This window comes from Ruegeria sp. F12, assembly GCF_056533885.1.
In genome coordinates this window covers 277,945-301,864 of sequence record NZ_JBQFOV010000001.1, presented here as the reverse complement: position 1 = coordinate 301,864, position 23,920 = coordinate 277,945, and the positions used below count along the sequence as shown (strand labels likewise).

The following is a 23,920-nucleotide window of genomic DNA, read 5'->3' as shown; positions in this document are numbered from 1 at the left end:
TTGTCGGCTTTGTCCTACGTTGCATCCTTCGGTGCCCGCCTCAGCGAGATACGAAACACCGTGCGGCCCGGCACCGAGTCGGCGGAAATCCAGCCGTCATGGTCCGAGATGATCTTGCTCACCAGCGCCAGCCCGAGGCCGGTGCCGTTTTCCTTGCCCGACACGAAAGGGTCGAAAATATCGCTACGGATTTTCTCGGGCAGGCCCGGACCATCGTCGATGATCTCAACCTGCAGGGGCAACGAATGGCCCGAGCCATCGCTGCGCCGCAGGCGGAAGGAATGTTCGAAATACGTCCGCAGACGAATGGTTCCGCCTTTGGAATCAGCTGCTTCCGAAGCATTCTTCAATAGGTTCAGAATAACTTGAAGGAATTGATCGGGGTCGCCATAGGCCAAGGGCAACGAGGGGTCGTAGTCCTCGATAATCTTCATATGCGCGCCGAACCCCAGCAACGCAGAGCGTCGCGCGCGGTCCAGAACGTCGTGGATATTGACAGGTTTGAAGTCGGGCTCCGACAGGTTTCCGAATTGCTCGACCTGTTCCAGCAGCTTTACAATTCGACGGCTCTCGGCAACGATAAGATCTGTTAACTCAAGGTCTTGCTGAGAGATATTCATGCTCAGCAATTGCGCAGCGCCGGTGATGCCGGCCAGCGGGTTCTTGATCTCATGCGCCAACATCTCGGCCATACCAATCGCCGACTGCGCCGCCGATTTAACCGTATTGCCCCGCGTCATCCGTCCCGCCAACTCGCGCGGTGAGATGATCATGATCATCGACCCCGGATGCCCAACCAAAGGGGCAATCTGTAGCGCGCATTGCAGCGGCGCACGATTACCCGATCCCGCATCTACATCATTCACGAACAGGGGTGTTCCCTGTGCCCGCGCCCGCTCGAACGCTTCCTCGAGAGGGGCATCAACCGCGATCTGATCCCACACCGGGTGCCCGATCACCGATTTACGCGAGGCGTTCAGGAAGCCCTCTCCGGCTGAATTGACGTCGGATATCCGATCGTCGCCATCAATGATGAAGGCTGGTACCGGAAGCGAAGTCCAAATACTCTGGTCCGAATTCATGCAACCGCCTCCACTTGCGTCCCAAGCGCGTCACCCAGCAGGCGGATCACCTCATCCGTATCGCGAGAAGTCAGAACAGCGCGGCGCAAGGCTGCGGGCGTTCTAGCCTGATCCATGTACCAACCCAGATGCTTACGCGCGACGCGCAGACCCAGATCGGTACCGTAAAAGCCCAGCATCGCCTGATAATGCGTTCGCACCATCTCGATCAGGTCATCGCCCTGCGGCACCACCGGTGCCGGCGCGCCATAAAGATCGTGGCATACCTGCGCCAGGACCCAGGGCTGACCCTGAGCGCCACGCCCGATCATGACGCCATCCGCGCCTGACTGGTTCAGAGCTATTCCCGCTGTTTCTGTATCCACGATATCCCCGTTTGCAATAACGGGGATATCGACCGCCTCTTTCACCGCACGGATGGCCTGCCAGTCCGCCTGCCCCTTGTAGAACTGACAGCGCGTGCGCCCGTGGATAGTCACCATTTGCACGCCTACCTCCTGCGCGCGCCGCGCGACGTCCGGCGCGTTCAGTAACTTGTCGTCCCACCCCAACCGCGTTTTCAGCGTGACCGGAACATCGACCGCCGCGATCACCGCCTCGATCAATGTCAGCGCATGATCCGGCGTTTTCAGCAGCGCCGAACCGGAATAGCCATTCGTTACCTTTTTGGCGGGACACCCCATGTTGATGTCGATCACCCGTGCGCCCCGATCAGCGACCTGCCGGGCGGCCTCGGCCATCCAATGCGCCTCGCGCCCGGCCAGTTGAACGGCGGTGTTTTCCACGTCGGCCGACAGCTCGGCCCGTTCGCGCACGCCGGGTTTGGCCTGCACCATTTCCTGACTGGCGACCATCTCACTAACCACCATGCCCGCGCCAAAGCGCATCACCAGATCGCGGAACGGGCGGTCGGTGATTCCGGCCATCGGGGCCAGCAGAACCGGAGGGGTCAGGTCTTTTTCAGCGAGTTGCAGTGTCAACGTGCTTAATCCTTGGGCAGATGCGACTTAGATATCGAATTGAGCGTATATGAACAACAAATCGGCAACTGAAAAGCCCGCAAAATCATCACATGCTTAATTTTTAGGCGGGTTAACGCGGGTGATTGCCTCTGCATTCACCGCACCCTAAACATTGCCCTGAATTTGCCGGAGACACTCCTTATGACCACCGCCGCCATTATCGTTGCCGCAGGACGCGGCCTGCGGGCCGGAGGGGGTATCCCGAAACAATGGCGGCCTCTAGCCGGACGCCGCGTCGCGGACTGGACGATCGAGCGGTTTCATGAGCACGTCGATCATATTGCGCTAGTTCTATCACCTGATGACCAAGAAGCGTGGGCAGAGCTCGCCGAGTCGGGCCTGATTCTGACCGCAGGCGGCGAGGATCGCGCGGGATCGGTGCGCAAGGGGCTGGCCGCCCTGAGCGGTTTGGATGTGACCCGCGTTCTGATCCACGACGTCGCCCGCCCCTGTGTCAGCACGCAGATTATTCGCAACGTGTTGCAAGCGTTGGAAACTCGCCCTGCAGCAGCCCCCGGATTGGCGATGACAGACGCGCTCTGGACCGGAGATGGCGCAACCGTCACCGGCACACAAGACCGCAGCGGCCTGTTCGCCGCGCAGACGCCGCAGGGCTTTCACTATGACGCTATAGTCGCGGCCCATGCTGCGTATTCCGGCAGTGCCGCAGATGATGTCGAGGTTGCTCGGGCCGCAGGTTTGGACGTGGCCATCGTGCCTGGCGATGCGGACAATATCAAAATCACACGGCCCGAGGATTTTGCCCGGGCGGAACGCATATTGGGAACGAAAATGGATGTAAGGCTGGGCAACGGGTATGACGTGCATCGCTTTGGCGACGGGGATCATGTAATCCTCTGCGGCGTGCAGGTGCCGCATGATCGTGGGCTGCAGGGGCATTCGGACGCTGATGTGGGAATGCACGCCGTAACCGATGCGATCTATGGCGCGCTGGCGCAGGGCGATATCGGCCAACACTTCCCGCCCTCGGACCCAAAATGGAAAGGGGCCGCCAGCGAGATTTTCCTGCGCCATGCGGTCGAACTGGCCGCGACGATGGGATACGCGATCTCGAATATCGATTGCACACTGGTCTGCGAATACCCCAAGATCGGCCCCCATGCCCAGGCGATGCGGATCGGGATGGCTCGGATTATGGGGCTGCGGACCGATCAGATCTCAGTCAAGGCGACCACATCAGAGCGGCTGGGCTTCACTGGCCGCAGCGAAGGTATTGCTTCTCTGGCTACAGCCTGTCTGGTGAAATCATGAACGCGGCACAATTGATCGGAACCGTCTGTGGCTTGGGTTATCTACGCCCCGCACCGGGCACGTGGGGGTCACTGGCCGCCCTGCCCTTGGCGTGGGTCTTTCATACACTGGGTGGTTTTCCCCTGCTGGTGATCGCCACGTTTGCGGTGTTCTTTGGCGGGCTCTGGGCGACCCGCGTGATGACCGCAGGGCAAGAGGATCACGACCCGTCCGAGATCGTCGTAGATGAGGTCGCAGGCCAGTTCATCGCGCTTTGGGCGATCTCTTACCCCTCCTGGGCGCATGGGATCGAGATCACGGCCCTCTGGCCCGGCTGGGTTGCAGGGTTCGTGCTGTTCCGGCTGTTCGACATCACCAAACCCGGCCCGGTGGGTTGGGCGGATCGCAAGGGAGATGCGATGGGCGTGATGCTGGACGATGTGATCGCCGGGGTGTTTGCCGCCATCGGCGTGCTGATCCTGGCCGGGATCGCGCACGGGGTGTTGGGACTTTGATCGTCGCCACGTTACTGGACCGCGCCAAGGCGCAAGGTGTGATGATTGCCGCTGCTGAAAGCTGCACTGGCGGCATGGTAGCGGCTGCCCTGACTGATATCCCCGGCAGTTCGGCCGTAGTGGATCGCGGCTTTGTCACCTACACCAACGCCGCCAAACAACAGATGCTGGGCGTGAAGGCTGCGACGCTGGATGCTTACGGCGCAGTCTCGGAAGAGGTCGCACGCGAAATGGCCGAAGGCGCGCTGCATCATTCACAGGCACAACTTGCCGTGTCGATCACAGGCATTGCAGGCCCCGGCGGGTCTGAGTTCAAACCCGAGGGCCGTGTCTGCTTCGGCCTTGCCGCCGATGGTTTGCACACACGGTCTGAGACAGTTGAATTTGGTCCGTTGGGTCGGGAAAACGTCCGGCGCGCGGCTCGAGATCACGCGCTGGGCCTGCTTTCTCAGGCGCTTTCTAGTATTGCTCAAAAATAGGGCATGTTGCTCTGATCGCCGCCTATTTAATCACCTTTTCACAAAAAGCCCCAAAAACAGGCTGCTTTTTGTGATGTTGCCTCTTTTTTCCTCGTCCCTGATCCGCTTCAAGCCGCGCCACGCAAGTTGAAGAGGAGACCGGCCGATGAATGGAGCCGATACAGCCTGGATCATTGTGGCAACCGCCTTGGTCCTGTTCATGACATTGCCGGGCCTCGCCCTGTTCTATGGCGGCCTCGTGCGCGCCCGCAACGTGCTGAGCGTGTTCATGCACTGTTTCTCGATCGCTTGTTTGATGAGCATCCTGTGGCTGGTCGCAGGCTATTCCATCGCGTTCGGCGATGGCGGATCAGGCTTGTGGGGCGGTCTGGGCAAGGCGTTTCTGAACGGTGTCGATGCAGACAGCCTATCGGGCACGCTGCCCGAGGTTCTCTTCTTCGCATTCCAGATGACCTTTGCCATCATCACCCCTGCCCTGATCGTCGGCGCTTATGTCGAGCGCGTGGGCTTTGGCTTTGTGCTGACCTTCTCGGGCCTGTGGATGTTGCTGTGCTATGCGCCGGTGGTGCATTGGATCTGGGGTGGTGGCATTCTGACAGATGGCGGCATTTTGGGCGAGGTCGGCGTGCGTGACTTTGCAGGCGGAATCGTGGTGCATGAAACCGCCGGTCTGGCCGCGCTGATTATCGCCGTGGTTCTGGGCCCGCGCCGCAACCGCACGACGCCGCCGCACAATCCGGGCTTTGTCATGATCGGTGCCGCGATGCTGTGGGTTGGCTGGTTCGGCTTCAATGGCGGTTCGCAACTGGCCGCTGACGGCGGTGCTGCGATGGCGATGACCGTGACGCATATCTCGGCCGCGACTGCCTCTCTGACTTGGGCGCTGTATGAGCGGATCAAGTACGGCAAGGCCTCGATGGTCGGTCTAGTGACAGGTACGATCGCCGGCTTGGCCTCGATCACACCCGCCTCGGGCTATGTGGATCCGGTTCAGGCGCTGATCATCGGTGCCGTGGCCGGTGTGTTGTGTCAGGAAGCCGTCAATGTCATCCGCAACGTTCTGAAAATCGACGATACGCTGGATGTATTCGCCGTGCATGGCGTCGGCGGCATCTTTGGCACGCTTATGATCGCCGTCTTTGGCCTGGGCGCCTGGACTGCACAGTTGGGTGGCCTGGTCATCGTAGGAGTGTTCACAGTCGTTGTTACCTTTGTACTGATCAAACTGGTCGCGCTGATCACTCCGCTGCGGGTGGATGCAGAGACCGAGACCAATGGCCTCGATCTGTCGGTGCATGGTGAGCGCGCTTACGACATGACAAGCTGATCGCGCGTCATACTGAATGTGCAAAGCGGGCCCCTTGCGGGTCCGCATTTCTTTTGCCCGCCCCCTCGACTCTGTGCCCTGCGGCGGGCTATCAGCCCGCAACGTGTTATCAGCCCAGAGGTTTGCATCATGATCCCCAGCTCGTACCCCGACAGCACCGAAATCGCCCGCCTGACCGCGCGCATGCTGCTGGAGATCAAAGCCGTCCACTTCAACGCGCGCGAGCCGTTCACACTGGCCTCTGGCCTGCCCAGCCCGACCTATATCGACTGCCGCAAGCTGATCTCATACCCCCGCATCCGCTCGACCCTGATGGACTTCCTGACCGTCACCGTGATGCGCGAAGCCGGGTTCGAGGCGTTCGACAACATCGCAGGTGGTGAAACCGCAGGCATCCCCTTTGCCGCCATGGTCGCCGAGCGGATGGCCCTGCCCATGACCTATGTGCGCAAAAAGCCCAAGGGCTACGGCCGCAATGCCCGGATCGAGGGTGCAATGTCCGAGGGTGAGCGCGTTCTGCTGGTCGAAGATCTGACCACCGACGGCGGATCAAAGCTGTCCTTCGTGGATGCGATCCGCGACACCGGGGCGACCTGCGGCCACACGGCGGTGATCTTTTACTACGGCATCTTCCCCGAGACCGAGAAAACCCTGGGCGATCACGGTGTGAAACTGCATCACCTGTGCACTTGGTGGGATGTTTTGGCCGAAGCAAAAGCGCAGAAAGCCTTTGATGCAGAGACACTTGACGGTGTCGAAGCCTTCCTGAACGACCCGCGTGGATGGCAGGAAGCCAACAAACCCTCCTAAAGTGCCTGTGCATAAACTGGGGGTAACTTGGCAAAGAATCGCCCCCTCAGCGCTCGCATCTAGTGCTGCCGCGATGAAGCTGCACTAAATGTTGCGCCGCGCGGTGTTCTTTGGCAAAGTTGTCCAAACTTATCCCAAGCTGAAGTCGAGTTATTCGCGACTTATCTTCAGAGATTTACAGATGGCCCAACGGGTGCCGGATTGATTAGAACTGTCGCACGGGCAGCGGGGACAAAATGAACGAGATAAGCAGTATCGAGCAGGCGGCGGCGCAGATTCAGAACGCCGAAACCATGCCGCATTCCATCGAGGCCGAGCAGCAGCTTTTGGGCGCGATTCTGACCAATAACGATCTCTATGATCGCGTCGCCTCGATCATTGGGGCCGAGCATTTCTATGACCCGGTCCATGCCCGCATCTACGAGGTGGCGGCCAATCGCATCGCCAAGAATGCTTTGGCCTCGCCCGTGACGCTGAAATCCTTCATGGCCGAGGATGAGGGCCTCAAGGAACTGGGTGGCCCCGCCTATCTGGTCAAACTGGCGGGTGCGTCGATCAGTGCCTTTGCGGTGCATGACTATGCCCAGATGATCTATGACCTCGCCATCCGGCGCGAGTTGATCCGGCTGGGCCGCGATATCTCGGACAAGGCGGCGCGGGTGGATGTCAGCAGCGAGCCCAAGGAACAGATCGTCGAGGCCGAGCAACAGCTTTATCAGCTATCCGAGCAGGGCCAGACCGAACAGGGATTTCAATCCTTCCTCAAGGCGGTCACAGAAGCCGTCAACGTCACCAACGAAGCGTATCAGCGCGGTGGTGGCATGGCAGGGATTTCCACCGGTCTGGCCGACTTGGACAAACAGCTTGGGGGCCTGCACCCGTCCGACCTGATTATTCTGGCTGGTCGTCCGTCGATGGGGAAAACCTCATTGGCGACCAACGTCGCGTTCAACGTGGCCAAAGCCTACAAACGCGGCACCAAGCCAGATGGGTCTGAGGGTGCGATTGACGGCGGAGTGGTCGGTTTCTTCTCGCTGGAGATGAGCGCCGAGCAGTTGGCAGGCCGGGTTCTGGCTGAAGCCTCGGAAATCTCCTCGCACAAGATCCGTCAGGGCGACATGACCGAAGCCGAGTTCCGCCGCTTTGTAGACGCGGCGAAAGAGTTGGAAGCCTGCCCACTGTTCATCGACGACACCCCGGCTTTGCCGATCTCGCAACTTGCTGCCCGCGCGCGGCGGTTGAAGCGGACGCACGGTTTGGACCTGCTGGTCATCGACTATTTGCAGCTGTGTCGCGGCATGGCCGACAATCGCGTCAACGAGATTGCCGAGATTTCGATGGGCATGAAGGCCATCGCCAAAGAACTGAACATCCCGGTCATCGCCCTCTCCCAGCTGTCGCGCCAGGTGGAAAACCGCGACGACAAGCGTCCGCAACTGTCAGACCTGCGGGAATCGGGCTCGATCGAACAGGATGCCGACGTGGTGATGTTCGTGTTCCGCGAGGAATACTACAAAGAGCGCGAAAAGCCCGGCGATCATGAGCTGGAAAAGATGGAAGAGTGGAAACAGGCCATGGACCGCCTGCATGGCAAGGCCGAGGTCATCGTCGGCAAGCAGCGCCACGGCCCCATCGGCACGGTTGAACTCTCGTTCGAGGCGCAGTTCACCCGCTTTGGCAATCTGGTCAAACCCTGGCAGCAGGACGGCCAGATCGAGGGCTACTGACCTACCACATCTCTGGCACATCGAAGGCAGACACGCAGCGTGACGAGCCTGCCAGCGGCGTCAGGTCCGATTTGGTGAGCGATTGCCCCTGCCATCCATGTGGCATGCTCAGCGCGTGGGGTGGGCTGGCGAACTCTATCGTCATTGGCTGGAATCCTGCTTTGCTATAGTAAGCGGGATCGCCATAGGTAACGACAACATCCAAACCCGCTTGACGCATCTGGTCCAGACCATAAGCAATCAGTTTTCTCCCAATCCCCTGCCCCTGATAGTCAGTACGAACCGCGACCGGAGACATCAGAACCACGTCGCGCGGATCATCTTCGTAAAAAAGCCGAGAAAAAAAGATACAACCCTTCAGATCACCAACCTCGCCAGCAGTGACGCAGAACAGGGCTTCGGGGGGCGTGGTGTCCATTAGGGCTTGCGTTAGCGCAAAAAGCGCATCGCCTTCCGCTTCGCCCTCGGACGCTGCGAACACATCGCGGTAGAATTCAGGAATTGCGGCCTCTTGCCCGGTAAGCCCCGAAGATAGCATCATAATTTCACCCTTGCCCGCTGCATAACACCGTTTAGCATGATTCCTCGCCTAACCCTGCGACTGCTGTTCGGCAATTTCAATGGGATTGAGATTTTTTGCGATTTCCTGCGCGCTTTTCCCTGATCCGTGGCCAATCCCTGCCCACGTTCCTGTCAAACCGGGCAATAAACGGTGCGTACCCCCTTGACCTGCCGCGATCCAATGTCATGAACAGTGCCATGAGTACCGCACGTTTGACTATCAACCTTCTTGCGCTGGCCAATAACTGGCGCGCCTTGGATGCCAAGACGAATGCCGAGACCGCTGCGGTGGTCAAGGCCGATGCCTATGGACTTGGGGCTGGCCCCGTTTCCGATGCGCTGGCCGAAGAAGGCGTGCGCACCTTTTTTGTTGCCGCTGCCGAAGAAGGTGCCGAGGTCCGTGCCGCCGTAGGCCCCGGTCCGATGATCGGCGTGTTCTCAGGCCATATGGAGGGCGATGCAGATCTGTTGCAGGCCCATGACCTGACGCCGATGCTGAACTCACCAGAACAGGTCCAGCGCCACGAACAAAGTCTGCCCGGCCACGCCTTCGGCATTCAGCTCGACACGGGCATGAACCGTCTGGGTCTGGAACGCTCAGATTGGGCTGAACTGCGCGAACGGATCGAGGCACAAAACCCTGCGCTGATCATGTCGCATCTGGCCTGCGCCGATGAGCCCGACCACCCAATGAACACCTATCAACTGCGCAATTTCCGCGAGATGACCGAGGGTGTCACTGCACGACGCTCCTTGGCAGCAACCGGTGGGATATTGTTGGGACCCGAATATCACTTTGACCTCTGCCGCGCTGGCGTCGGCCTTTACGGCGGCATGCCCTTTGCTGCGGCGAAACCCGTGGTGACAGCGGACCTGCCCGTCATTCAGGTCCGTGAACTGGCCGAAGGTGAGACGGTCGGCTACGGCAACAGCTGGACCGCGCGTCGTCCGTCCCGCATCGCCACCGTCGCGGCCGGATATGCCGACGGGCTGCATCGCGCGATTGGGGGCGGCATCGACGCCTTTGCAGGCGGTCAGCCCTGCCCGGTTGTTGGGCGCATTTCGATGGACCTGATCACCGTGGATGTCACCGACCTGCCCGAAGACCCCGAACGCCTGCGCATCCTGAACGGCCACCAGACCGTGGATGATTTGGCCGAGGCCGCAGGCACCATCGGCTATGAAATCCTCACATCGCTGGGCGCGCGCTATTCCCGAGGCTACGTGGAATGAACCCTTTGTATATGCTGGGCGGGCTGGGTCGCGTCGTCCTGTCCCTGTTTGCGAACTTCGGCAAGGTATCGCTTTTCACGGTCGATGCGATCTCGCACATTTTCCGCCCGCCTTACTACCCGCGCGAATTTGTCGTAGCACTGATGAATATCGGCTGGCTGTCGCTGCCGGTTGTCGGTCTGACTGCGATCTTCACCGGTGGCGCGCTGGCGCTGCAAATCTACGCCGGTGGCGCCCGTTTCAACGCCGAGGCCGTGGTGCCGCAAATCGTTGCCATCGGCATGGTACGCGAACTGGGCCCGGTGCTGGGCGGGTTGATGATCGCAGCGCGCGTCACCTCGTCTATCGCGGCGGAAATCGCGACGATGAAAGTGACCGAGCAAATCGACGCGCTGGTCACGCTGTCCACCCATCCGATGAAGTACCTGACCGCTCCGCGCGTATTGGCCGCAATCCTCACCGTGCCTGTTCTGGTGGCCGTGGGCGACGTGATCGGCATCGCCGGCGGCTATGTGGTCGCAACGCAAAGCCTTGGCTTCAACGCCGCCGTCTACCTGCAAAACACAGTCAACTTTCTTGAGCTACACGACGTGATCTCGTCCCTAACCAAAGGGGCCGCCTTCGGCCTGATCACCGCCGTGATGGGCTGCTACTACGGCATGAACTCGGGCCGGGGCGCACAGGGCGTCGGGCGTGCCACCAAGTCTTCGGTCGAGGCTGCAGCCATTATGATCCTGGCCGCCAACTTCATTCTGACAGGGGTGTTCTTTTCGGTATGATACGGCTTGAGAATGTACACAAGGCCTTTGGCGACAACCGCGTGCTGCAGGGCATGAACCTTGAGATCCCCCAGGGCACCTCAATGGTGATCATCGGCGGCTCGGGCACCGGTAAGTCCGTGGCGCTGAAGTGTATTCTGGGTCTGATCAAACCCGACAGTGGCATGATCTACGTGGACGGCAAAGACGCCACCAAAGGCGACCGGGACGCGTTTCTAGCGCGGTTCGGGATGCTGTTTCAGGGTGCGGCGCTGTTTGACTCGCTGCCCGTCTGGCAAAACGTCGCCTTCCGCCTGTTGCGCGGCCCGTTGAAACGTCCCCCGGAATATGCCCGCGAGATCGCCATCGAGAAACTGCGCCGCGTGGGTCTGAAATCGGACGTGGCCGACAGGTTTCCGTCTGAGTTGTCGGGTGGCATGCAAAAACGCGTGGGCCTTGCCCGCGCCATCGCTGCCGAACCCGAGATCATTTTCTTTGACGAACCTACCACGGGCTTGGACCCAATCATGTCGGGCGTCATCAACGACCTGATCCGCGAAATCGTGACCGAGATGGGCGCCACCGCCATGACCATCACCCACGACATGAGTTCCGTCCGCGCCATTGCCGACAATGTGGCGATGCTGCACGGAGGGGTCATCCAGTGGACTGGGCCTGTTGGTCAAATGGATGCCTCGGGTGATCCCTATGTGGAGCAGTTCATCAGTGGCAGTGCAGAAGGGCCGATTGAGGCGGTGCGTTAATCTTCGTTCTTTGCCATCCAATATGTCGAACGCTCGACAATTTCCTGCGGAATGACTTCGGCGCGCCTCGTCTGCAAATTGAGCAAAACGCATTTGAAAACGGTCGTAAATGCAGGTTCTCCATCAGCAACGCGAACTAGTTTGTGGCTGAAAGTCATAGATTTCGTTCCAACCTCTAGAATCTCGCTTTCCATCTGGATGGCTTCGCCAGCACTCAATTCCGCAAGAAAATTGCTGTCTGCATGGACCACCGCAAAGGACAGCTTTCGTCCCGACCGCATGTCGTCGGCCGTAAGCCCCAACTCAGCCTGCAGCGCAAAAACGGAATCCGAACAGGCTGCAAAATACTTGGACACATTCATGTGCCCAAGAAAATCACAGTCCGATGGGTCGACAATTGACTTGTAGGCCACAAAACCCGACATCGTTCCTCCCTTCAAAAAATAACTCTGTGGTGAGTGCTGATTTAGGTTAAGCATAGCAGAACATCGCAGCGAATTTTTAATCTCGCCAAGACGCCCTGTCATGACCCTCCGCCTCGCCACCCTCGCCCTCCTGATCCTCTACCCCATCGCGTGGTTCGCCCCGCTGATGCGCGCAGGTCTCCTGCCGATCTTCGGCCTCAGCGAAATCAGCGTCATCACCGGGCTCCAGTCCCTCTGGCAATCCGACATTTTCCTCGCATTGGTCGTCACCGTCTTCGCCCTGTTTGCGCCCTATATAAAAACCATCGGCACCGCCCTGATCCAATGGAGCCTGCTGGACCCGCGCGTTCAACCCGCGCTGAACATCCTTGGTAAGTTGGCCATGGCCGATATTTTCCTGATCGCACTCTACATCACGCTGGCCAAGGGCATCTCTTACGCCACCATCGAAACCGCCTGGGGTCTTTACCTGTTTACAGGCTGTATTCTGGCCTCGCTGGCATTGGGACATATTACAGAGATGACATCCACCTCACGAAAAGCTTAAAGCCAATTGATTGAAAACACTTACCCAAGTATCATCTTAATATTTCGAGCAGCAAATTGTAGTTTTCGGGTCCGTAGCGGATCACTCTGTATGCGTTAAGTCTACTCCGCTTCGGCTCCGGTGTGTTCCGGTTCTAGAAGGAGATGGACAACCATGGCCGCCCTCCACAACATAACATTGCAATTTCAGAATGCCTTTTTAAGACTGACTTTTTTCCTCATCTGCATGGCTGCGCTTGCGGCCGTGGCAACCACCGCATTATCCGCACTCGGGGTCCTACCCTGGCTGTCAATGCAAGCTGGTTTCGGCACCGCGCCGACCGCAGATGCGGGCATGTTCATACAGATCGGATTGACCGCACTGATTCTCATGCTGGCCTTCTACCTGCCCGCAAATAGCCGGATGATGGCGCTTGAAAATGCGCATCGCAAGTTTGCGATGAACATGCAGGACATCACTTATGCCTACCAACTAGCTCATGCCGCGGATCGGGGTGACACATTCATGATGTCGTCCGAGTTCGATGCCGTCAAAGAACGTATCGCCTTTTTGCGCCAACATCCCGACCTGCAAGCTCTGGAGCCTGAAATTCTGGAACTCGCCGCTCAGATGAGCCAGATCAGCCATGAATTGGCCGTCACCTACAGTGATGAACGCGTGACCCGGGCGCGCACCTTCCTGCAACAGCGTCAGGAAGAGATCGAACAATTCCAGCAGCGCATCGGTGACGCTCAAACCATCCAGCAAGAACTGCGGCAATGGACCCGCGATGTCGAAATCGAAGAATCCATCGCCAAATCGCAACTGGCACGCCTGCGGGACGAGTTGTTCGACCTGCTGCCCGAACTTTCGACCCAGCTTCAGGCCCCGGTCGAGGATCGCAAAACGGCGACATCCAGCGTCATCGCCATGTCGCCTTCGCGCGCCGCAGAGTAGGCGCCCTTGGGCGCCCGCCGCGGACGATGGCCCGCAGGGCTTGAGGACGTGGCGCGCCACCGGCGGCAATGAAAGCCCGCAAGGGCTTGAAGAACCGCCCCACCTCGGGCACCAAGGGCCGCATGGCAAAGACGACTTTTTCATGCTCGGCCTGTGGCGCCACGCATTCCCGCTGGTCCGGCCGCTGTGACGGCTGCGGCGAGTGGAACACGATTGTACAAGAAGCCCCCCTTTCGGCTGGCCCAGCCAAGAAATCCCTCGGCGGCAAGCGGGGCCAGACCATCGCACTCACGGACTTGTCGACCGAGGAAACCCCTCCGCCTCGCACATTGTGTGGGGTCGAGGAACTGGATCGCGTACTGGGCGGTGGCCTTGTCCCCGCCTCGGCCCTACTGGTGGGCGGAGATCCAGGCATCGGAAAATCCACCCTCTTGCTGCAAGCCGCCGCACGGTTTGCTCGTGCTGGCGTCAAAACCATCTATGTCTCGGGCGAGGAAGCCAGCGCCCAGGTACGGATGCGCGCCCGCCGTCTGGGGCTGGAGGACGCGCCGGTGCAACTGGCGGCAGAAACAAACCTGCGCAACATCCTTACCACGCTTGAGGCGGAAAAGCCCGGCCTTGCTATAATCGACTCGATTCAGACCATGTGGGCCGACAATGTCGACAGCGCGCCCGGCTCCGTGTCACAAGTAAGGGCCGCAGCCCATGAATTGACCACGTTTGCGAAACGATACGGCATTTCGATCATCATGGTCGGCCATGTCACCAAAGAGGGCCAGATCGCGGGCCCCCGCGTCGTGGAGCACATGGTCGACACGGTGCTGTATTTTGAGGGCGAACGCGGACATCAATTCCGTATTCTACGCGCAGTTAAGAACCGCTTTGGCCCCGCCGACGAGATTGGCGTATTCGAGATGACGGGTAAGGGATTGGCACAGGTCACCAATCCTTCGGCCCTGTTCCTGTCCGAACGCGGCACGCCCAGTCCCGGCTCGGCCGTGTTTGCCGGGATCGAAGGCACCCGCCCGGTTCTTGTTGAGTTACAAGCACTTGTCGCTCCCTCTCCCCACTCACAACCGCGCCGCACCGTTGTAGGATGGGATAGCGGGCGACTGGCCATGATCCTGGCGGTGCTCGAAGCGCGCTGTGGCGTGCCGTTCACCGGTTTGGACGTCTACCTGAACGTCGCCGGAGGCCTGAAGGTCAGCGAGCCCGCAGCCGACCTTGCGGTGGCAGCAGCCCTGCTCAGTGCGCGCGAAGATACCGCCCTGCCTGCAGATACTGTCGTATTCGGAGAAATCTCACTTTCCGGGGCTCTGAGACCCGCAGCCCAAACCGAAAACAGGTTGAAAGAAGCCCAGAAACTTGGTTTCACATCAGCTATAGCTCCGGCAGGTGGCAAAACCGGCACTGTGGCAGGTCTGACACTCACCCGACCCTCTGATTTAGTGGGGTTTGTTGGCGAAACCTTCGGAGCAGGTTAAGGTAAAGCCTTGAGAGGCTGAAAAAAACTACAGGCGAGGGCCATGGAAGGTTTTACAATTATTGACGGGGTGGTTGCCCTGATCATCGTGGTGTCGGGTCTTCTGGCCTATTCCCGCGGTTTATTGCGCGAGATTTTGGCAATTGCAGGTTGGGTCGCGGCCGCTGTTTTGGCTTTTATTTTCGCCCCCCAAGCGGTTCCGCTTATCAAAGAAGTTCCGGTTGTCGGAGATTTCCTGCGCGACAGTTGCGAATTGTCAGTAATCACTGGTTTTGCGGCGGTCTTTGCGGTAGCCTTGATCGTGGTCAGCATCTTTACCCCGCTGTTTTCGTCGTTGGTGCAACGCTCAGCCCTGGGCGGTTTGGATCAGGCACTTGGCTTCTTCTTCGGGATTGCGCGTGGCATCCTGCTGGTCGCCATTGCCTTCTTTGTCTACGACACCGTCATGACCGGTCAGTCCTATACGATCGTCGATGAAAGCCGCTCGGCCAAAGTGTTCGAACAGTTCAGCGACCAGATCGAAGAACAAAACCCGGAAGAGGCGCTTGGCTGGATCACACAGCAATATGAAGAGCTTGTCGCCAGCTGCTCGACCGAGCCCGCCGCGACCGAAGAGCTGACCGAACCAGCGGCAACTGAATAACCCTGAAAGCCCGGCTTTAGCCGGGCTTTTCTTTTACCGGTCAAGTAAAGCCCTCGCCTGCGCAGACGGTGCAGCGGATATTCTTCAAGCCGAAGCAGCCATCACAGCGGCTGGTTATAGGTTTTCCAAACACATCGCGGCTTTTGACCACTTCGCCTGCGCCATTGCAGATCTGACAGGGCGCGCGCCCCATGCCACGGCATCGGTGACACCGGCGTTTTGGGGGTGTTTCTTTCTTTTGACCCTGTTTGTGTTGCCACATGGCTCAATTCATCCCGGCGAAAAAAATGATAGTCTCTATCCGGTCATGACAGCACACCCTGCCCTGCCTGTCACTTGAACAGGCGTCGTTGCAGCAAATTTCGCCTGCATCAGATGTGAATTGTGATCCTTTGATGACACAGGCATCGTTACGCAGTATGTGAGGGCCGAACTGAGATGGAATCGGAGCCACCGATCTTGCTGTACCCGTTTTCTTTCGCACCAGCCCGTTGCGGCAAGGGTGCGACTGTATCCACAGGCAAGCCAGCGGCTTTGAACAGGGCAAGCGCCCCGATGTTTCTCAACCTGCCGTCAATCGCTACGTCATAGAAAGTTGGAGCCCGTACATGTGTGGGATTTTGGGGATCGCAAGCCGAACGCATGATGTGTTTGCGGAAATCTATGACGGGCTGCTAATGTTGCAGCACCGGGGTCAGGATGCCTCGGGGATCGTCACCTATAACGGCGAATTCTTCCGCGAGAAGAAAGCCAATGGTCTGGTCAAGGACGTGTTCAACGCCAAGGATGCGGAAACCTTGCTGGGCAAGGTGGGCATCGGCCATGTGCGTTATCCGACCGCCGGATCGCTGAGCGCCGCCGAGGCGCAGCCGTTTTTCGTGAACGCCCCATATGGCATCTATCTGGTCCATAACGGCAACATCACCAACACGGCCGAACAGCGAGAGAAAGTGACCGGCAAATACAGCCGCCACCTGCGTACTACCTCGGACTCCGAGATTCTGCTGAATGTGCTGGCAGACAAGGTGGCTGATGCGATCAAGGTCAACGGCAATGCCGATCCGATCCGCAACATCTTTGCCGGTGTGAAGATGACGATGGAGCGTATTCAGGGCGCCTATTCGGTGATCTGTCTGATTGCCGGTGTCGGCATGCTGGCGTTCCGCGACCCGCACGGGATTCGCCCCTTGTCCGTCGCGGTCCGAGAATCGGATGTGGATGGTGACGATTTTGCCTTTGCGTCCGAGGATGTGGCCTTTGGCATCAACGGTTTTGACAAACTGCGCGACCTGCGCCCCGGCGAGGCAATCCTGATCGATCTCGACGGCAACAAGCATGAGTTTCAGGCCGTCGAAGGCAAGCTGACGCCTTGTATCTTTGAATATGTCTACCTCGCCCGTCCGGATTCGCTGTTGGATGGGGTCTCCGTCTACAAAACCCAGATGCGCATGGGGCAGACTCTGGCCAAGCAGATCCAGGACTCAGGGCTTGAGATCGACCGGATCATTCCCGTCCCCGACAGCGCCCGCCCTGTGGCGCTTGAGGCCGCAAAGATCACCGGTATTCCCTACCGTGAAGGGTTGGTGAAGAACCGATATGTCGGCCGAACCTTCATCATGCCCGGTCAGGAAGAACGCCAGAAATCGGTGCGCCGCAAGCTGAATGCGGTCCCGTTGGAGTTCAAAGGTCACAACGTGCTACTGATCGACGATTCCATCGTTCGCGGCAACACGATCAAGAAGATCGTGCAAATGTGCCGCGAGGCTGGCGCGAAAAAAGTCTATATCGCCAGCGCCTCGCCGCCTGTGAAATATCCCAATGTCTATGGCATCGACATGCCCACCAAGCATGAACTGGTCGCCAACGGCAAAGAGATCGAAGAGATCCGGCAGGAACTGGGCGCAGATGCGCTGTTCTATCAAAAGTTGGACGACCTGATCTGGGCCGCCAAGGAAGGCAACCCCGAGATCGAGGCGTTTGATTGCTCGTGCTTTGACGGTAATTACATCACCGGCAGCGTCAGCGACGATTATCTGGACAGCCTGGAAAACAGCACCCGCGTCAGCAAAAAGCGCGAGGACATGCAGGTGCCGGGCGGGTCTTGGAACGCCACGAAATTGGCGTCGGGTTCGTAAATCCAGCGAATCAGAAGCGCGGAAAAGCTCGGATCTTAGTGTCGGTCCGGGCGTTTTTGTCAGATGCAGCGCCGGGGGCAAAATTTTCTGACACACAACTCTCTGGCGAAGGAAACGCAATCGCAATGGGTTCGCAGACCCACGCGAAATTGTGAGAAAACCAGCGAGCACCGCCGCCTTTCGTTTCACCTGCTCATTTGCTAGGCCGCTGCCACCACTCACTCAGACATAAGGGGTTGGGGCCCTTCGCCCCTGCCGCAAACCATGCCAAATTCCACCGTCGAAAGCGCGGCTACGCAGAAGGACGCGCTAAAGAAAAGTTCGGTCGCCCTGTTGGGCGTGTTCGGGCCCAAAACCGAGCTACGTGCGCTGATGCGCCTGTCCTCGGGTCGGGTCAAAGAGGTCAAACCGGGTAGCCGCGTTGCCTCGGGCACCGTCGTAGCCATTGATGCCGAAGGGATCATGCTGCGACAAAGCGGCCAGACCCAGCGGATCGCCATCCCCGGTCGCTAATCCTGTCTTGACGGCTTGCGCGCAGGGGTTCAAACCCCACCCATGACCGATCAGACTAAAATTGCCCTCATCACCGGGGCGTCTCGGGGCCTGGGTGCTGCCCTGGCCGAGGCGCTGGCCCCCGAATACCACATCGTTGCTGTTGCCCGCACCACCGGTGGGCTGGAAGAGTTGGACGACCGCATTCAGGCCAAGGGCGGCGCGGCCACGCTGGCGCCAATGGACATCGCCGACCCGAACGCCATGGCAACCCTGTGCCGAGGTATTCACGATCGCTGGGGCAAGGTGGATCTATGGCTGCATACCGCCATCCACACCTCGGCCCTGACGCCTACGCACTTCATCGATCCCAAGGAATGGGCGAAGGCTTTGAATACCAACGCGACGGCGACTTCAGTTCTGATCCCATATGTTGCGCCTTTGTTGGGCGAGAGCGGTCACGCTGTGTTTTTCGACGACCCCAAGGCGGGTGAGAAATTCTATGGCATCTACGGCGCGACCAAAGGCGCACAGATGGCGTTGGCGCGGAGTTGGCAGCTTGAGACCGAGCGTACTGGCCCGCGCGTGTCTATTGTCGAGCCCGCCCCCATGCCCACCGCCGTACGCGCCCGGTTCCATCCCGGCGAGGACCGTGGTGCTTTGACGAGCCCTACGGATGAGGCGGCCCGGATTTTGGCGTCGCTATAGGGGAATGGCCCTTGCGGGCCATGCCTCTGGCAGGGATATTTTTAGCCAGATGAAGCGGGCGGATCAGCCGATATGGGTCCCGGTGCGCCCGGCCAGATCGACGAAGAATTGCCACGCTACGCGGCCAGAACGTGCGCCGCGTGTGGCCTGCCATTCGATGGCTTCGGCGCGTAGGGTGTCGGGGGCGACGTTGACGCCATAGGCGGCGCAGTAGCGGTTGATCATGGCGAGGTATTCGTCCTGATCGCAGGGGTGGAAGCCCAGCCAAAGGCCGAAGCGGTCGGAGAGTGAGACTTTTTCCTCGACCGCCTCGGACGGGTTGATGGCGCTGGACCGTTCGTTTTCAATCATGTCGCGCGGCATCAGGTGACGGCGGTTCGAGGTGGCGTAGAAGACAACATTCTCCGGGCGGCCTTCGATACCACCGTCCAGCACCGCCTTGAGCGATTTGTAGTGTTGGTCATCATGGCTGAACGAAAGATCATCGCAGAACAGGATGAACCGATGCGGCGCGGCCCGCAGATGGTTTAGCAGACGCGCGACCGAGCCCATGTCCTCGCGCTGAAGTTCGACCAGTTTCAGATCGGGGTATTCATCTTGCAAGCTCCCATGGACCGCTTTGACAAGGCTGGACTTGCCCATACCCCGCGCACCCCAGAGCAACGCATTGTTTGCCTTATACCCAGCCGCAAAGCGCCGCGTGTTGTCCAACAGTGTGTCGCGCGAGCGGTTAATGCCTATCAGCAGGTCCAGATCGACCCGGTTGACCTTTGTCACCGGTTCCAGCCGGTCCGGGTCCACATGCCAGACGAAAGCCGGTGCCGCGCCGAAATCCGGGGCTGCCAAGGGGGCTGGAGCCATGCGCTCCAAGGCATCAGCAATGCGGTTCAGGGCTTGGTCATCCATCAGGGCCTCCGACTGTTTTGGGGTTCAAACCATGATCAGATGCAAGCGGCAAGGCCCATGCATGAAAAAGGCGCGCCACCAGTGAGCGCGCCTGTTCAGGATTAAGCCGGCTTACTTGCTTTCTTCGTTCACGATATCGGCGTCCGCTTCTTCTTCGTCGTCATAGTAGCCGTCAGCGCGCAGCTGTTCTTCGCGCTTTTTCTCGACACGCGCTACGAGGAAGATCGAGATTTCGTACAGTCCATAGACCACCACGAACAGGATCACCTGAGTAATCACGTCGGGCGGTGTCACCAGCGCGGCAAGCACCAGAATGGCGACCACGGCGTATTTGCGAACCGATCCCAGACCTTCGGCCGTCACAAGCCCCGCCTTGCCCATCAGCGTCAGCAGAACCGGCAGTTGGAAGCACAGACCAAAGGCTACGATGAATTTGATCGTCAGGTTTAGATATTCCTGCGCCGAGCCCTGGAAGACCACGCTCAGTGGTGCTGCGGTTGCGCCATCGGTCACGGCCTCGCCTTCGGCACCGAATTGCTGGAAGCCAAGGAAGAAGTCATAGGCCAGCGGTGTGACCACGTAGAAGGCAAAGCTGGCCCCCAACAGGAACATGAAGGGCGAGGCCAGCATGAACGGTAAAAACGCGTTCTTTTCGGATTTGTACAACCCAGGCGCCACGAACCGCCACATCTGCATCCCGATATAGGGAAAGGCCAGAATGAACCCGCCCAGCAGTGAGACTTTGATGGCCACAAAGAACCCTTCCTGCGGCGAGATGAAGATCAGCCCGCAATCCTGCCCGCGTTCAGCCAGAACGTCACACAAGGGGCGCGTCAGAAAGTTGAAAAGCGGCGTCGCCACAGTGAAACAGATGATCATCCCGATCAGAAACGCCACAACGCAATGAATAAGCCGCGTGCGCAGTTCTGCCAGATGCTCGATCAATGGGGCCGAGCTGTCCTCGATCTCGTCGGTCTTGGTCATGTCTTGCTTTCGGATTTCAGCGCGGCCTCGGCCTCTTCGGCCTTGGCCAGAGCGTCAGCCGCCTCTTTCGCCTTGCGCTCGGCGGCGGCGCGCGCAGTCGAAGCCTGGATCTTCTTGGCTTGCTCTGCCCTTTCGGCCGCCAGCTTGCCGGTCTCGCTGTCGGGGTCGAACTTGGTCGGGTCGATGCTCTTGGCCAGATCCTGCGCGGCCTCTTTCACGCCATCCATGGCGCTGCCGACAGGGTTGGTGGCCGCGTTCAGACCCTTCTTGATCTCATTGACACCCGCCTGGTCAGCAGCCTCGTTCATGGCGCTGGAAAACTCGCGCGCCATGCCGCGGGCCTTGCCGACAAACCGCCCCACATTGCGGAACAGCACCGGCAGGTCCTTTGGCCCTACAACGATCAGGGCAACAACGCCGATGACCAGAAGCTCGGTCCAGCCCAGATCAAACATCTGCGCTTAGGCCTTGTCTTTGTCGGTCTCGGGGGTGACGTCCTTGGCCATCTCGGAGGCGTCCTGTTCCAGCTCATCCGCGCCTTCTTTGACGCCCTTCTTGAACGAGGTGATGCCTTTGCCCACTTCGCCCATCAGCGAGCTGATTTTGCCGCGGCCAAACAGAACCAGAACCACAACGGCGATCAGCAGCAGACCGGGAAGGCCGATATTGTTAAGCATGTCTTGTCTCCTTCTACATCGACGCCGAGCGCCGGGAATGTTGTTTGGCCATGTGTCTACGCTTGACGAGCCGCGGACAACAGTGCGCCAGATCAAATCCGCGTTCGAATTCGCCCCGTTCACGCGTTTTTTGGGCGCTGGATTTTCTCAACTGACAGGTTTATGTCAGTTGTACGTGACTAGGAAGAGATCATCGAAACCAGGTCAACGGAGATTGAAATGACCCATGTTGCCGAAATCGTCACCTTTTCCCTCGCTGACAGCACCACACCCGAGGCGTTCGTGAAGCTAAGCCAAACCACCGAAGCCTTCGTACGCGCGGCCCCCGGCTTTGCGCATCGACAGCTGAGCCAAGGCGAGGATGGCCGCTGGACCGACTACGTTGTCTGGACCGATATGAAAGCCGCACAGGACGCCGCCGCGCAGTTCCCGCAACAAGACTTCGCTGCCGCCTTGATGACGGCAATCAAGCCCGACAGCATCCAGATGCGTCACGAGAAAGTGCTATGGAACATGACCGCTTAAACGCGGTTCGGACGGCGTGACATGCGCCGCACGGATCGCCTGTTTGACATCATTCAAATCCTGCGCGACGGCAAATTGCACCGCGCGCAGGACATAGCGGACCGGCTCGAGGTGTCGGTCCGCACGATCTATCGCGATATGGATACGCTGGTCGCCTCGGGCGTCCCGGTCGAGGGTGAGCGCGGCGTGGGCTATATGGTGCGCGAACAGATCACTCTGCCGCCGCTGAACCTGACCCCAGCCGAGCTTGAGGCGCTGAACCTTGGCATGGCGATCGTTGCCCAGGCCGCCGACCCCGATCTGAAAACCGCAGCCGAGACGCTCGCAGACAAAATCGACGCAGTTCTTCCCACGCAGGTGATCGCCGAGGCCGACGCCTGGAAATTCGCCGTCTACCCCTTTGCCGATGCCGCGCGTGGACTGGCCCATATGGCCCCGATCCGCGCCGCCATAAAATCGCGCCAGAAACTGCACCTCAGCTACCGCCGGATCGACGGCACACTGATCGACCGCACAATCCGCCCCCTACACATGGAATATTGGGGGCGCGTTTGGACCCTCACCGCCTGGTGCGAGCTACGTCAGGGCTTCCGCGTCTTCCGCATCGACCTGATCGAAGCTGTCCATCCCCTGCCCGAACTCTTCACAGATGAACCCGGCAAACGCCTGAGCGACTTCGACCCCAAAGCGTGATCCGCCCTTCATCTGGCCAAAAATATCCCCGCCGGAGGCATAGCCCGGAACGGGCCATTTCCTATTTCAAAAAAGGCTCAGGATCGACCGCTTCGAACCCTTTGCGAACCTCGAAATGCACATAGGCATTGTCACCGTCCCGCAGGGCGGCAATCTTCTCACCGCGACGCACCCGATCTCCCTTTTTAACGGTGATACCGTCCACATTGGCATAAACAGTCAGCAGATCATTGTTGTGCTTGATCACAATGATCGGAACCTGATCTGCATCCGCAGTGATCGCCGCGACAGTGCCGCTATCGGCCGCTTTTACCGCGGTGCCCGGAGCTGCCGCGATGTCGATCCCCTCGTTCTTGCCTTTTTCATAGGTCCGAATGATCGAACCCGTCACCGGCAAACCCAGCGCCGAGTTGCTCTGAGACGTCGGCGCTTCCGCCGTCACATCCGGCGCGGACGGCGCTGCTACGACCTCTTCGTCAGGCAAAGGCTGGGTGGCACTTGGAGGCGTCGGCGTGGGTGAGCCTTCACCCGGCTGAGTCACATTTGTCGCCGGTTCCTCTGTCTGGCGTGGCGGCGTCTGGGTTTTAACCGGGATCAGCAAATACTGGCCTTCGCGAACGGTGAAATCGGAATCCAATCCGTTCCAATCGGCCAGTGCATCCACCGGCACGTCATAAAGGCGCGAAATCGTAAACGCGGTTTCCCCCCGCTTGACCTGATGCCGGATGGGCTCCGGCCCCGAGGCCACCGGTGCAGGCGCTGCCGCCGGCTGCGCAGGCGCAAGGGTCGAGGTACGCACAGACCCATCGGTCGGTGCTTCATCAATCGCAGTCCCGGCAATCGTGGCAATATCGACATTGCCCGACGACGCACTGACCGCACGCGGCAACGCGATCACCTCGCCATCCCGCAACGTATCGGTCGGCTTCAAACCGTTGAATACGGCCAGTTCCCCTTCGGGCAATCCGACCCGCGCCGCCACGTCGCTGACCTTGTCGCCGCGCCGAGCGATGGCGACTTGGTAGGTGGGATAAGTAATGACCCCGCGTGCATCGGGCGCAGGGCGCCTTGTGGTGGCCGATTGCGCCGCGTCAGCGGTCGAAAACCCGCCTACCTGACCGCGCAGATCATAGTCCAGCGGGCCTTCACACCCGGCCAGAACCACCATTGCCACCATGCCGCTTGCGCAGCGGAGCGTCGCTGATTTGGAAACTGCTCTCATTTTACCGTCCTCATC

27 protein-coding genes are annotated in these 23,920 nt (G+C 59.4%); 18 read left to right on the top strand and 9 right to left on the bottom strand.

Going from position 1 to position 23,920, the window contains the following annotated elements; all coding sequences use genetic code 11:
- Nucleotides 1–14 precede the first annotated feature (14 nt).
- Together ACR0CA_RS01565 and dusB are read right to left on the bottom strand one after the other, a co-directional pair.
- Entirely contained in the window at nt 15–1,082 is a 1,068-nt protein-coding gene (locus ACR0CA_RS01565) for a two-component system sensor histidine kinase NtrB (RefSeq protein ID WP_170788681.1), read from the bottom strand.
- Nucleotides 1,079–2,062 carry a tRNA dihydrouridine synthase DusB gene (gene dusB / locus ACR0CA_RS01560; protein ID WP_480874082.1) on the bottom strand — a complete coding sequence of 328 codons (984 nt, stop codon included), beginning with the start codon at nt 2,060–2,062 and terminating at the stop codon, nt 1,079–1,081. Before dusB ends, ACR0CA_RS01565 begins: the two co-directional genes overlap by 4 nt.
- 183 nt (nt 2,063–2,245) lie before the next feature.
- Here dusB and ACR0CA_RS01555 point away from each other — a divergent pair, with 183 nt between their 5' ends.
- The 6 genes from ACR0CA_RS01555 to ACR0CA_RS01530 all read left to right on the top strand — a co-directional run bounded on the left by ACR0CA_RS01555 (nt 2,246) and on the right by ACR0CA_RS01530 (nt 8,213).
- Nucleotides 2,246–3,376 (top strand): bifunctional 2-C-methyl-D-erythritol 4-phosphate cytidylyltransferase/2-C-methyl-D-erythritol 2,4-cyclodiphosphate synthase, encoded by a 1,131-nt coding sequence (locus tag ACR0CA_RS01555; RefSeq protein WP_480897255.1) that lies wholly within the window; start codon nt 2,246–2,248, stop codon nt 3,374–3,376.
- On the top strand, nt 3,373–3,870 hold the full coding sequence (locus tag ACR0CA_RS01550) for a phosphatidylglycerophosphatase A family protein (RefSeq protein WP_480897254.1): 498 nt from the start codon (nt 3,373–3,375) through the stop codon (nt 3,868–3,870). The genes ACR0CA_RS01555 and ACR0CA_RS01550 overlap by 4 nt, the downstream gene beginning before the upstream one ends.
- Nucleotides 3,867–4,349, top strand: a complete 483-nt coding sequence (locus ACR0CA_RS01545; RefSeq protein WP_170782500.1) for a CinA family protein — start codon at nt 3,867–3,869, stop codon at nt 4,347–4,349. Before ACR0CA_RS01550 ends, ACR0CA_RS01545 begins: the two co-directional genes overlap by 4 nt.
- Before the next feature lie 145 nt (nt 4,350–4,494).
- A complete protein-coding gene (locus tag ACR0CA_RS01540) occupies nt 4,495–5,676 on the top strand; it encodes an ammonium transporter (RefSeq protein ID WP_170774337.1) in 1,182 nt (393 codons plus the stop codon).
- Nucleotides 5,677–5,805: 129 nt separating this feature from the next.
- Nucleotides 5,806–6,486: an orotate phosphoribosyltransferase gene (locus tag ACR0CA_RS01535; protein ID WP_170774339.1), complete on the top strand. Its 681-nt coding sequence runs from the start codon at nt 5,806–5,808 to the stop codon at nt 6,484–6,486.
- A gap of 236 nt (nt 6,487–6,722) precedes the next feature.
- Complete coding sequence (locus tag ACR0CA_RS01530; protein WP_170774341.1) at nt 6,723–8,213, top strand: replicative DNA helicase; 1,491 nt, start codon at nt 6,723–6,725, stop codon at nt 8,211–8,213.
- Between the two features lies 1 nt (nt 8,214).
- Here ACR0CA_RS01530 and ACR0CA_RS01525 read toward each other — a convergent pair whose 3' ends face one another.
- Complete coding sequence (locus ACR0CA_RS01525) at nt 8,215–8,754, bottom strand: GNAT family N-acetyltransferase (RefSeq protein WP_480897253.1); 540 nt, start codon at nt 8,752–8,754, stop codon at nt 8,215–8,217.
- Nucleotides 8,755–8,972: 218 nt separating this feature from the next.
- On the opposite strand from ACR0CA_RS01525, the gene alr reads away from it, so the two are divergent.
- The 3 genes from alr to ACR0CA_RS01510 are packed head-to-tail and all read left to right on the top strand — an operon-like array spanning nt 8,973 to nt 11,529.
- Nucleotides 8,973–10,007, top strand: a complete 1,035-nt coding sequence (gene alr / locus ACR0CA_RS01520) for an alanine racemase (protein ID WP_480502475.1) — start codon at nt 8,973–8,975, stop codon at nt 10,005–10,007.
- Nucleotides 10,004–10,786 carry an MlaE family ABC transporter permease gene (locus ACR0CA_RS01515; protein WP_170788687.1) on the top strand — a complete coding sequence of 261 codons (783 nt, stop codon included), beginning with the start codon at nt 10,004–10,006 and terminating at the stop codon, nt 10,784–10,786. The genes alr and ACR0CA_RS01515 overlap by 4 nt, the downstream gene beginning before the upstream one ends.
- A complete protein-coding gene (locus ACR0CA_RS01510) occupies nt 10,783–11,529 on the top strand; it encodes an ABC transporter ATP-binding protein (RefSeq protein WP_480502476.1) in 747 nt (248 codons plus the stop codon). The genes ACR0CA_RS01515 and ACR0CA_RS01510 overlap by 4 nt, the downstream gene beginning before the upstream one ends.
- Here ACR0CA_RS01510 and ACR0CA_RS01505 read toward each other — a convergent pair.
- Entirely contained in the window at nt 11,526–12,056 is a 531-nt protein-coding gene (locus ACR0CA_RS01505; protein WP_480897252.1) for an acyl-CoA thioesterase, read from the bottom strand. The genes ACR0CA_RS01510 and ACR0CA_RS01505 overlap by 4 nt on opposite strands.
- Here ACR0CA_RS01505 and ACR0CA_RS01500 point away from each other — a divergent pair.
- The 7 genes from ACR0CA_RS01500 (at nt 12,055) to ACR0CA_RS01470 (ending at nt 18,898) form a co-directional block, all read left to right on the top strand.
- Complete coding sequence (locus tag ACR0CA_RS01500; protein WP_480897251.1) at nt 12,055–12,501, top strand: paraquat-inducible protein A; 447 nt, start codon at nt 12,055–12,057, stop codon at nt 12,499–12,501. The genes ACR0CA_RS01505 and ACR0CA_RS01500 overlap by 2 nt on opposite strands.
- Before the next feature lie 225 nt (nt 12,502–12,726).
- A complete protein-coding gene (locus tag ACR0CA_RS01495) occupies nt 12,727–13,437 on the top strand; it encodes a DNA repair protein (RefSeq protein WP_480897250.1) in 711 nt (236 codons plus the stop codon).
- Between the two features lie 122 nt (nt 13,438–13,559).
- On the top strand, nt 13,560–14,921 hold the full coding sequence (radA, locus tag ACR0CA_RS01490) for a DNA repair protein RadA (RefSeq protein WP_170782977.1): 1,362 nt from the start codon (nt 13,560–13,562) through the stop codon (nt 14,919–14,921).
- Between the two features lie 42 nt (nt 14,922–14,963).
- Nucleotides 14,964–15,563, top strand: a complete 600-nt coding sequence (locus ACR0CA_RS01485) for a CvpA family protein (RefSeq protein ID WP_480548164.1) — start codon at nt 14,964–14,966, stop codon at nt 15,561–15,563.
- A 608-nt stretch (nt 15,564–16,171) separates the two neighbouring features.
- Nucleotides 16,172–17,698, top strand: coding sequence for an amidophosphoribosyltransferase (purF, locus tag ACR0CA_RS01480; protein WP_170774364.1), 1,527 nt, complete (start codon nt 16,172–16,174; stop codon nt 17,696–17,698).
- 264 nt (nt 17,699–17,962) lie between these two features.
- Nucleotides 17,963–18,211 carry a hypothetical protein gene (locus tag ACR0CA_RS01475; RefSeq protein ID WP_170782508.1) on the top strand — a complete coding sequence of 83 codons (249 nt, stop codon included), beginning with the start codon at nt 17,963–17,965 and terminating at the stop codon, nt 18,209–18,211.
- 42 nt (nt 18,212–18,253) lie between these two features.
- Nucleotides 18,254–18,898, top strand: coding sequence for an SDR family NAD(P)-dependent oxidoreductase (locus ACR0CA_RS01470; protein ID WP_170782509.1), 645 nt, complete (start codon nt 18,254–18,256; stop codon nt 18,896–18,898).
- A 63-nt stretch (nt 18,899–18,961) separates the two neighbouring features.
- Here ACR0CA_RS01470 and ACR0CA_RS01465 read toward each other — a convergent pair whose 3' ends face one another.
- The 4 genes from ACR0CA_RS01465 to ACR0CA_RS01450 all read right to left on the bottom strand — a co-directional run bounded on the left by ACR0CA_RS01465 (nt 18,962) and on the right by ACR0CA_RS01450 (nt 21,465).
- The gene (locus tag ACR0CA_RS01465; RefSeq protein WP_480874111.1) at nt 18,962–19,804 is read right to left on the bottom strand and encodes an ATP-binding protein; all 843 of its coding nucleotides are present in this window, start codon (nt 19,802–19,804) and stop codon (nt 18,962–18,964) included.
- 111 nt (nt 19,805–19,915) lie between these two features.
- Nucleotides 19,916–20,788 carry a twin-arginine translocase subunit TatC gene (tatC, locus tag ACR0CA_RS01460; protein WP_480897249.1) on the bottom strand — a complete coding sequence of 291 codons (873 nt, stop codon included), beginning with the start codon at nt 20,786–20,788 and terminating at the stop codon, nt 19,916–19,918.
- Complete coding sequence (gene tatB / locus ACR0CA_RS01455) at nt 20,785–21,243, bottom strand: Sec-independent protein translocase protein TatB (RefSeq protein WP_170774374.1); 459 nt, start codon at nt 21,241–21,243, stop codon at nt 20,785–20,787. The genes tatC and tatB overlap by 4 nt, the downstream gene beginning before the upstream one ends.
- Before the next feature lie 6 nt (nt 21,244–21,249).
- Nucleotides 21,250–21,465 (bottom strand): twin-arginine translocase TatA/TatE family subunit, encoded by a 216-nt coding sequence (locus ACR0CA_RS01450; protein WP_170354368.1) that lies wholly within the window; start codon nt 21,463–21,465, stop codon nt 21,250–21,252.
- Nucleotides 21,466–21,684: 219 nt separating this feature from the next.
- On the opposite strand from ACR0CA_RS01450, the gene ACR0CA_RS01445 reads away from it, so the two are divergent.
- Entirely contained in the window at nt 21,685–21,990 is a 306-nt protein-coding gene (locus tag ACR0CA_RS01445; RefSeq protein WP_170782513.1) for a hypothetical protein, read from the top strand.
- A gap of 21 nt (nt 21,991–22,011) precedes the next feature.
- Entirely contained in the window at nt 22,012–22,683 is a 672-nt protein-coding gene (locus tag ACR0CA_RS01440) for a helix-turn-helix transcriptional regulator (protein WP_480897248.1), read from the top strand.
- Nucleotides 22,684–22,744: 61 nt separating this feature from the next.
- On the opposite strand, the gene ACR0CA_RS01435 is transcribed toward ACR0CA_RS01440, so the two are convergent.
- On the bottom strand, nt 22,745–23,905 hold the full coding sequence (locus ACR0CA_RS01435; RefSeq protein WP_480897247.1) for a peptidoglycan DD-metalloendopeptidase family protein: 1,161 nt from the start codon (nt 23,903–23,905) through the stop codon (nt 22,745–22,747).
- Nucleotides 23,906–23,920: the final 15 nt, after the last annotated feature.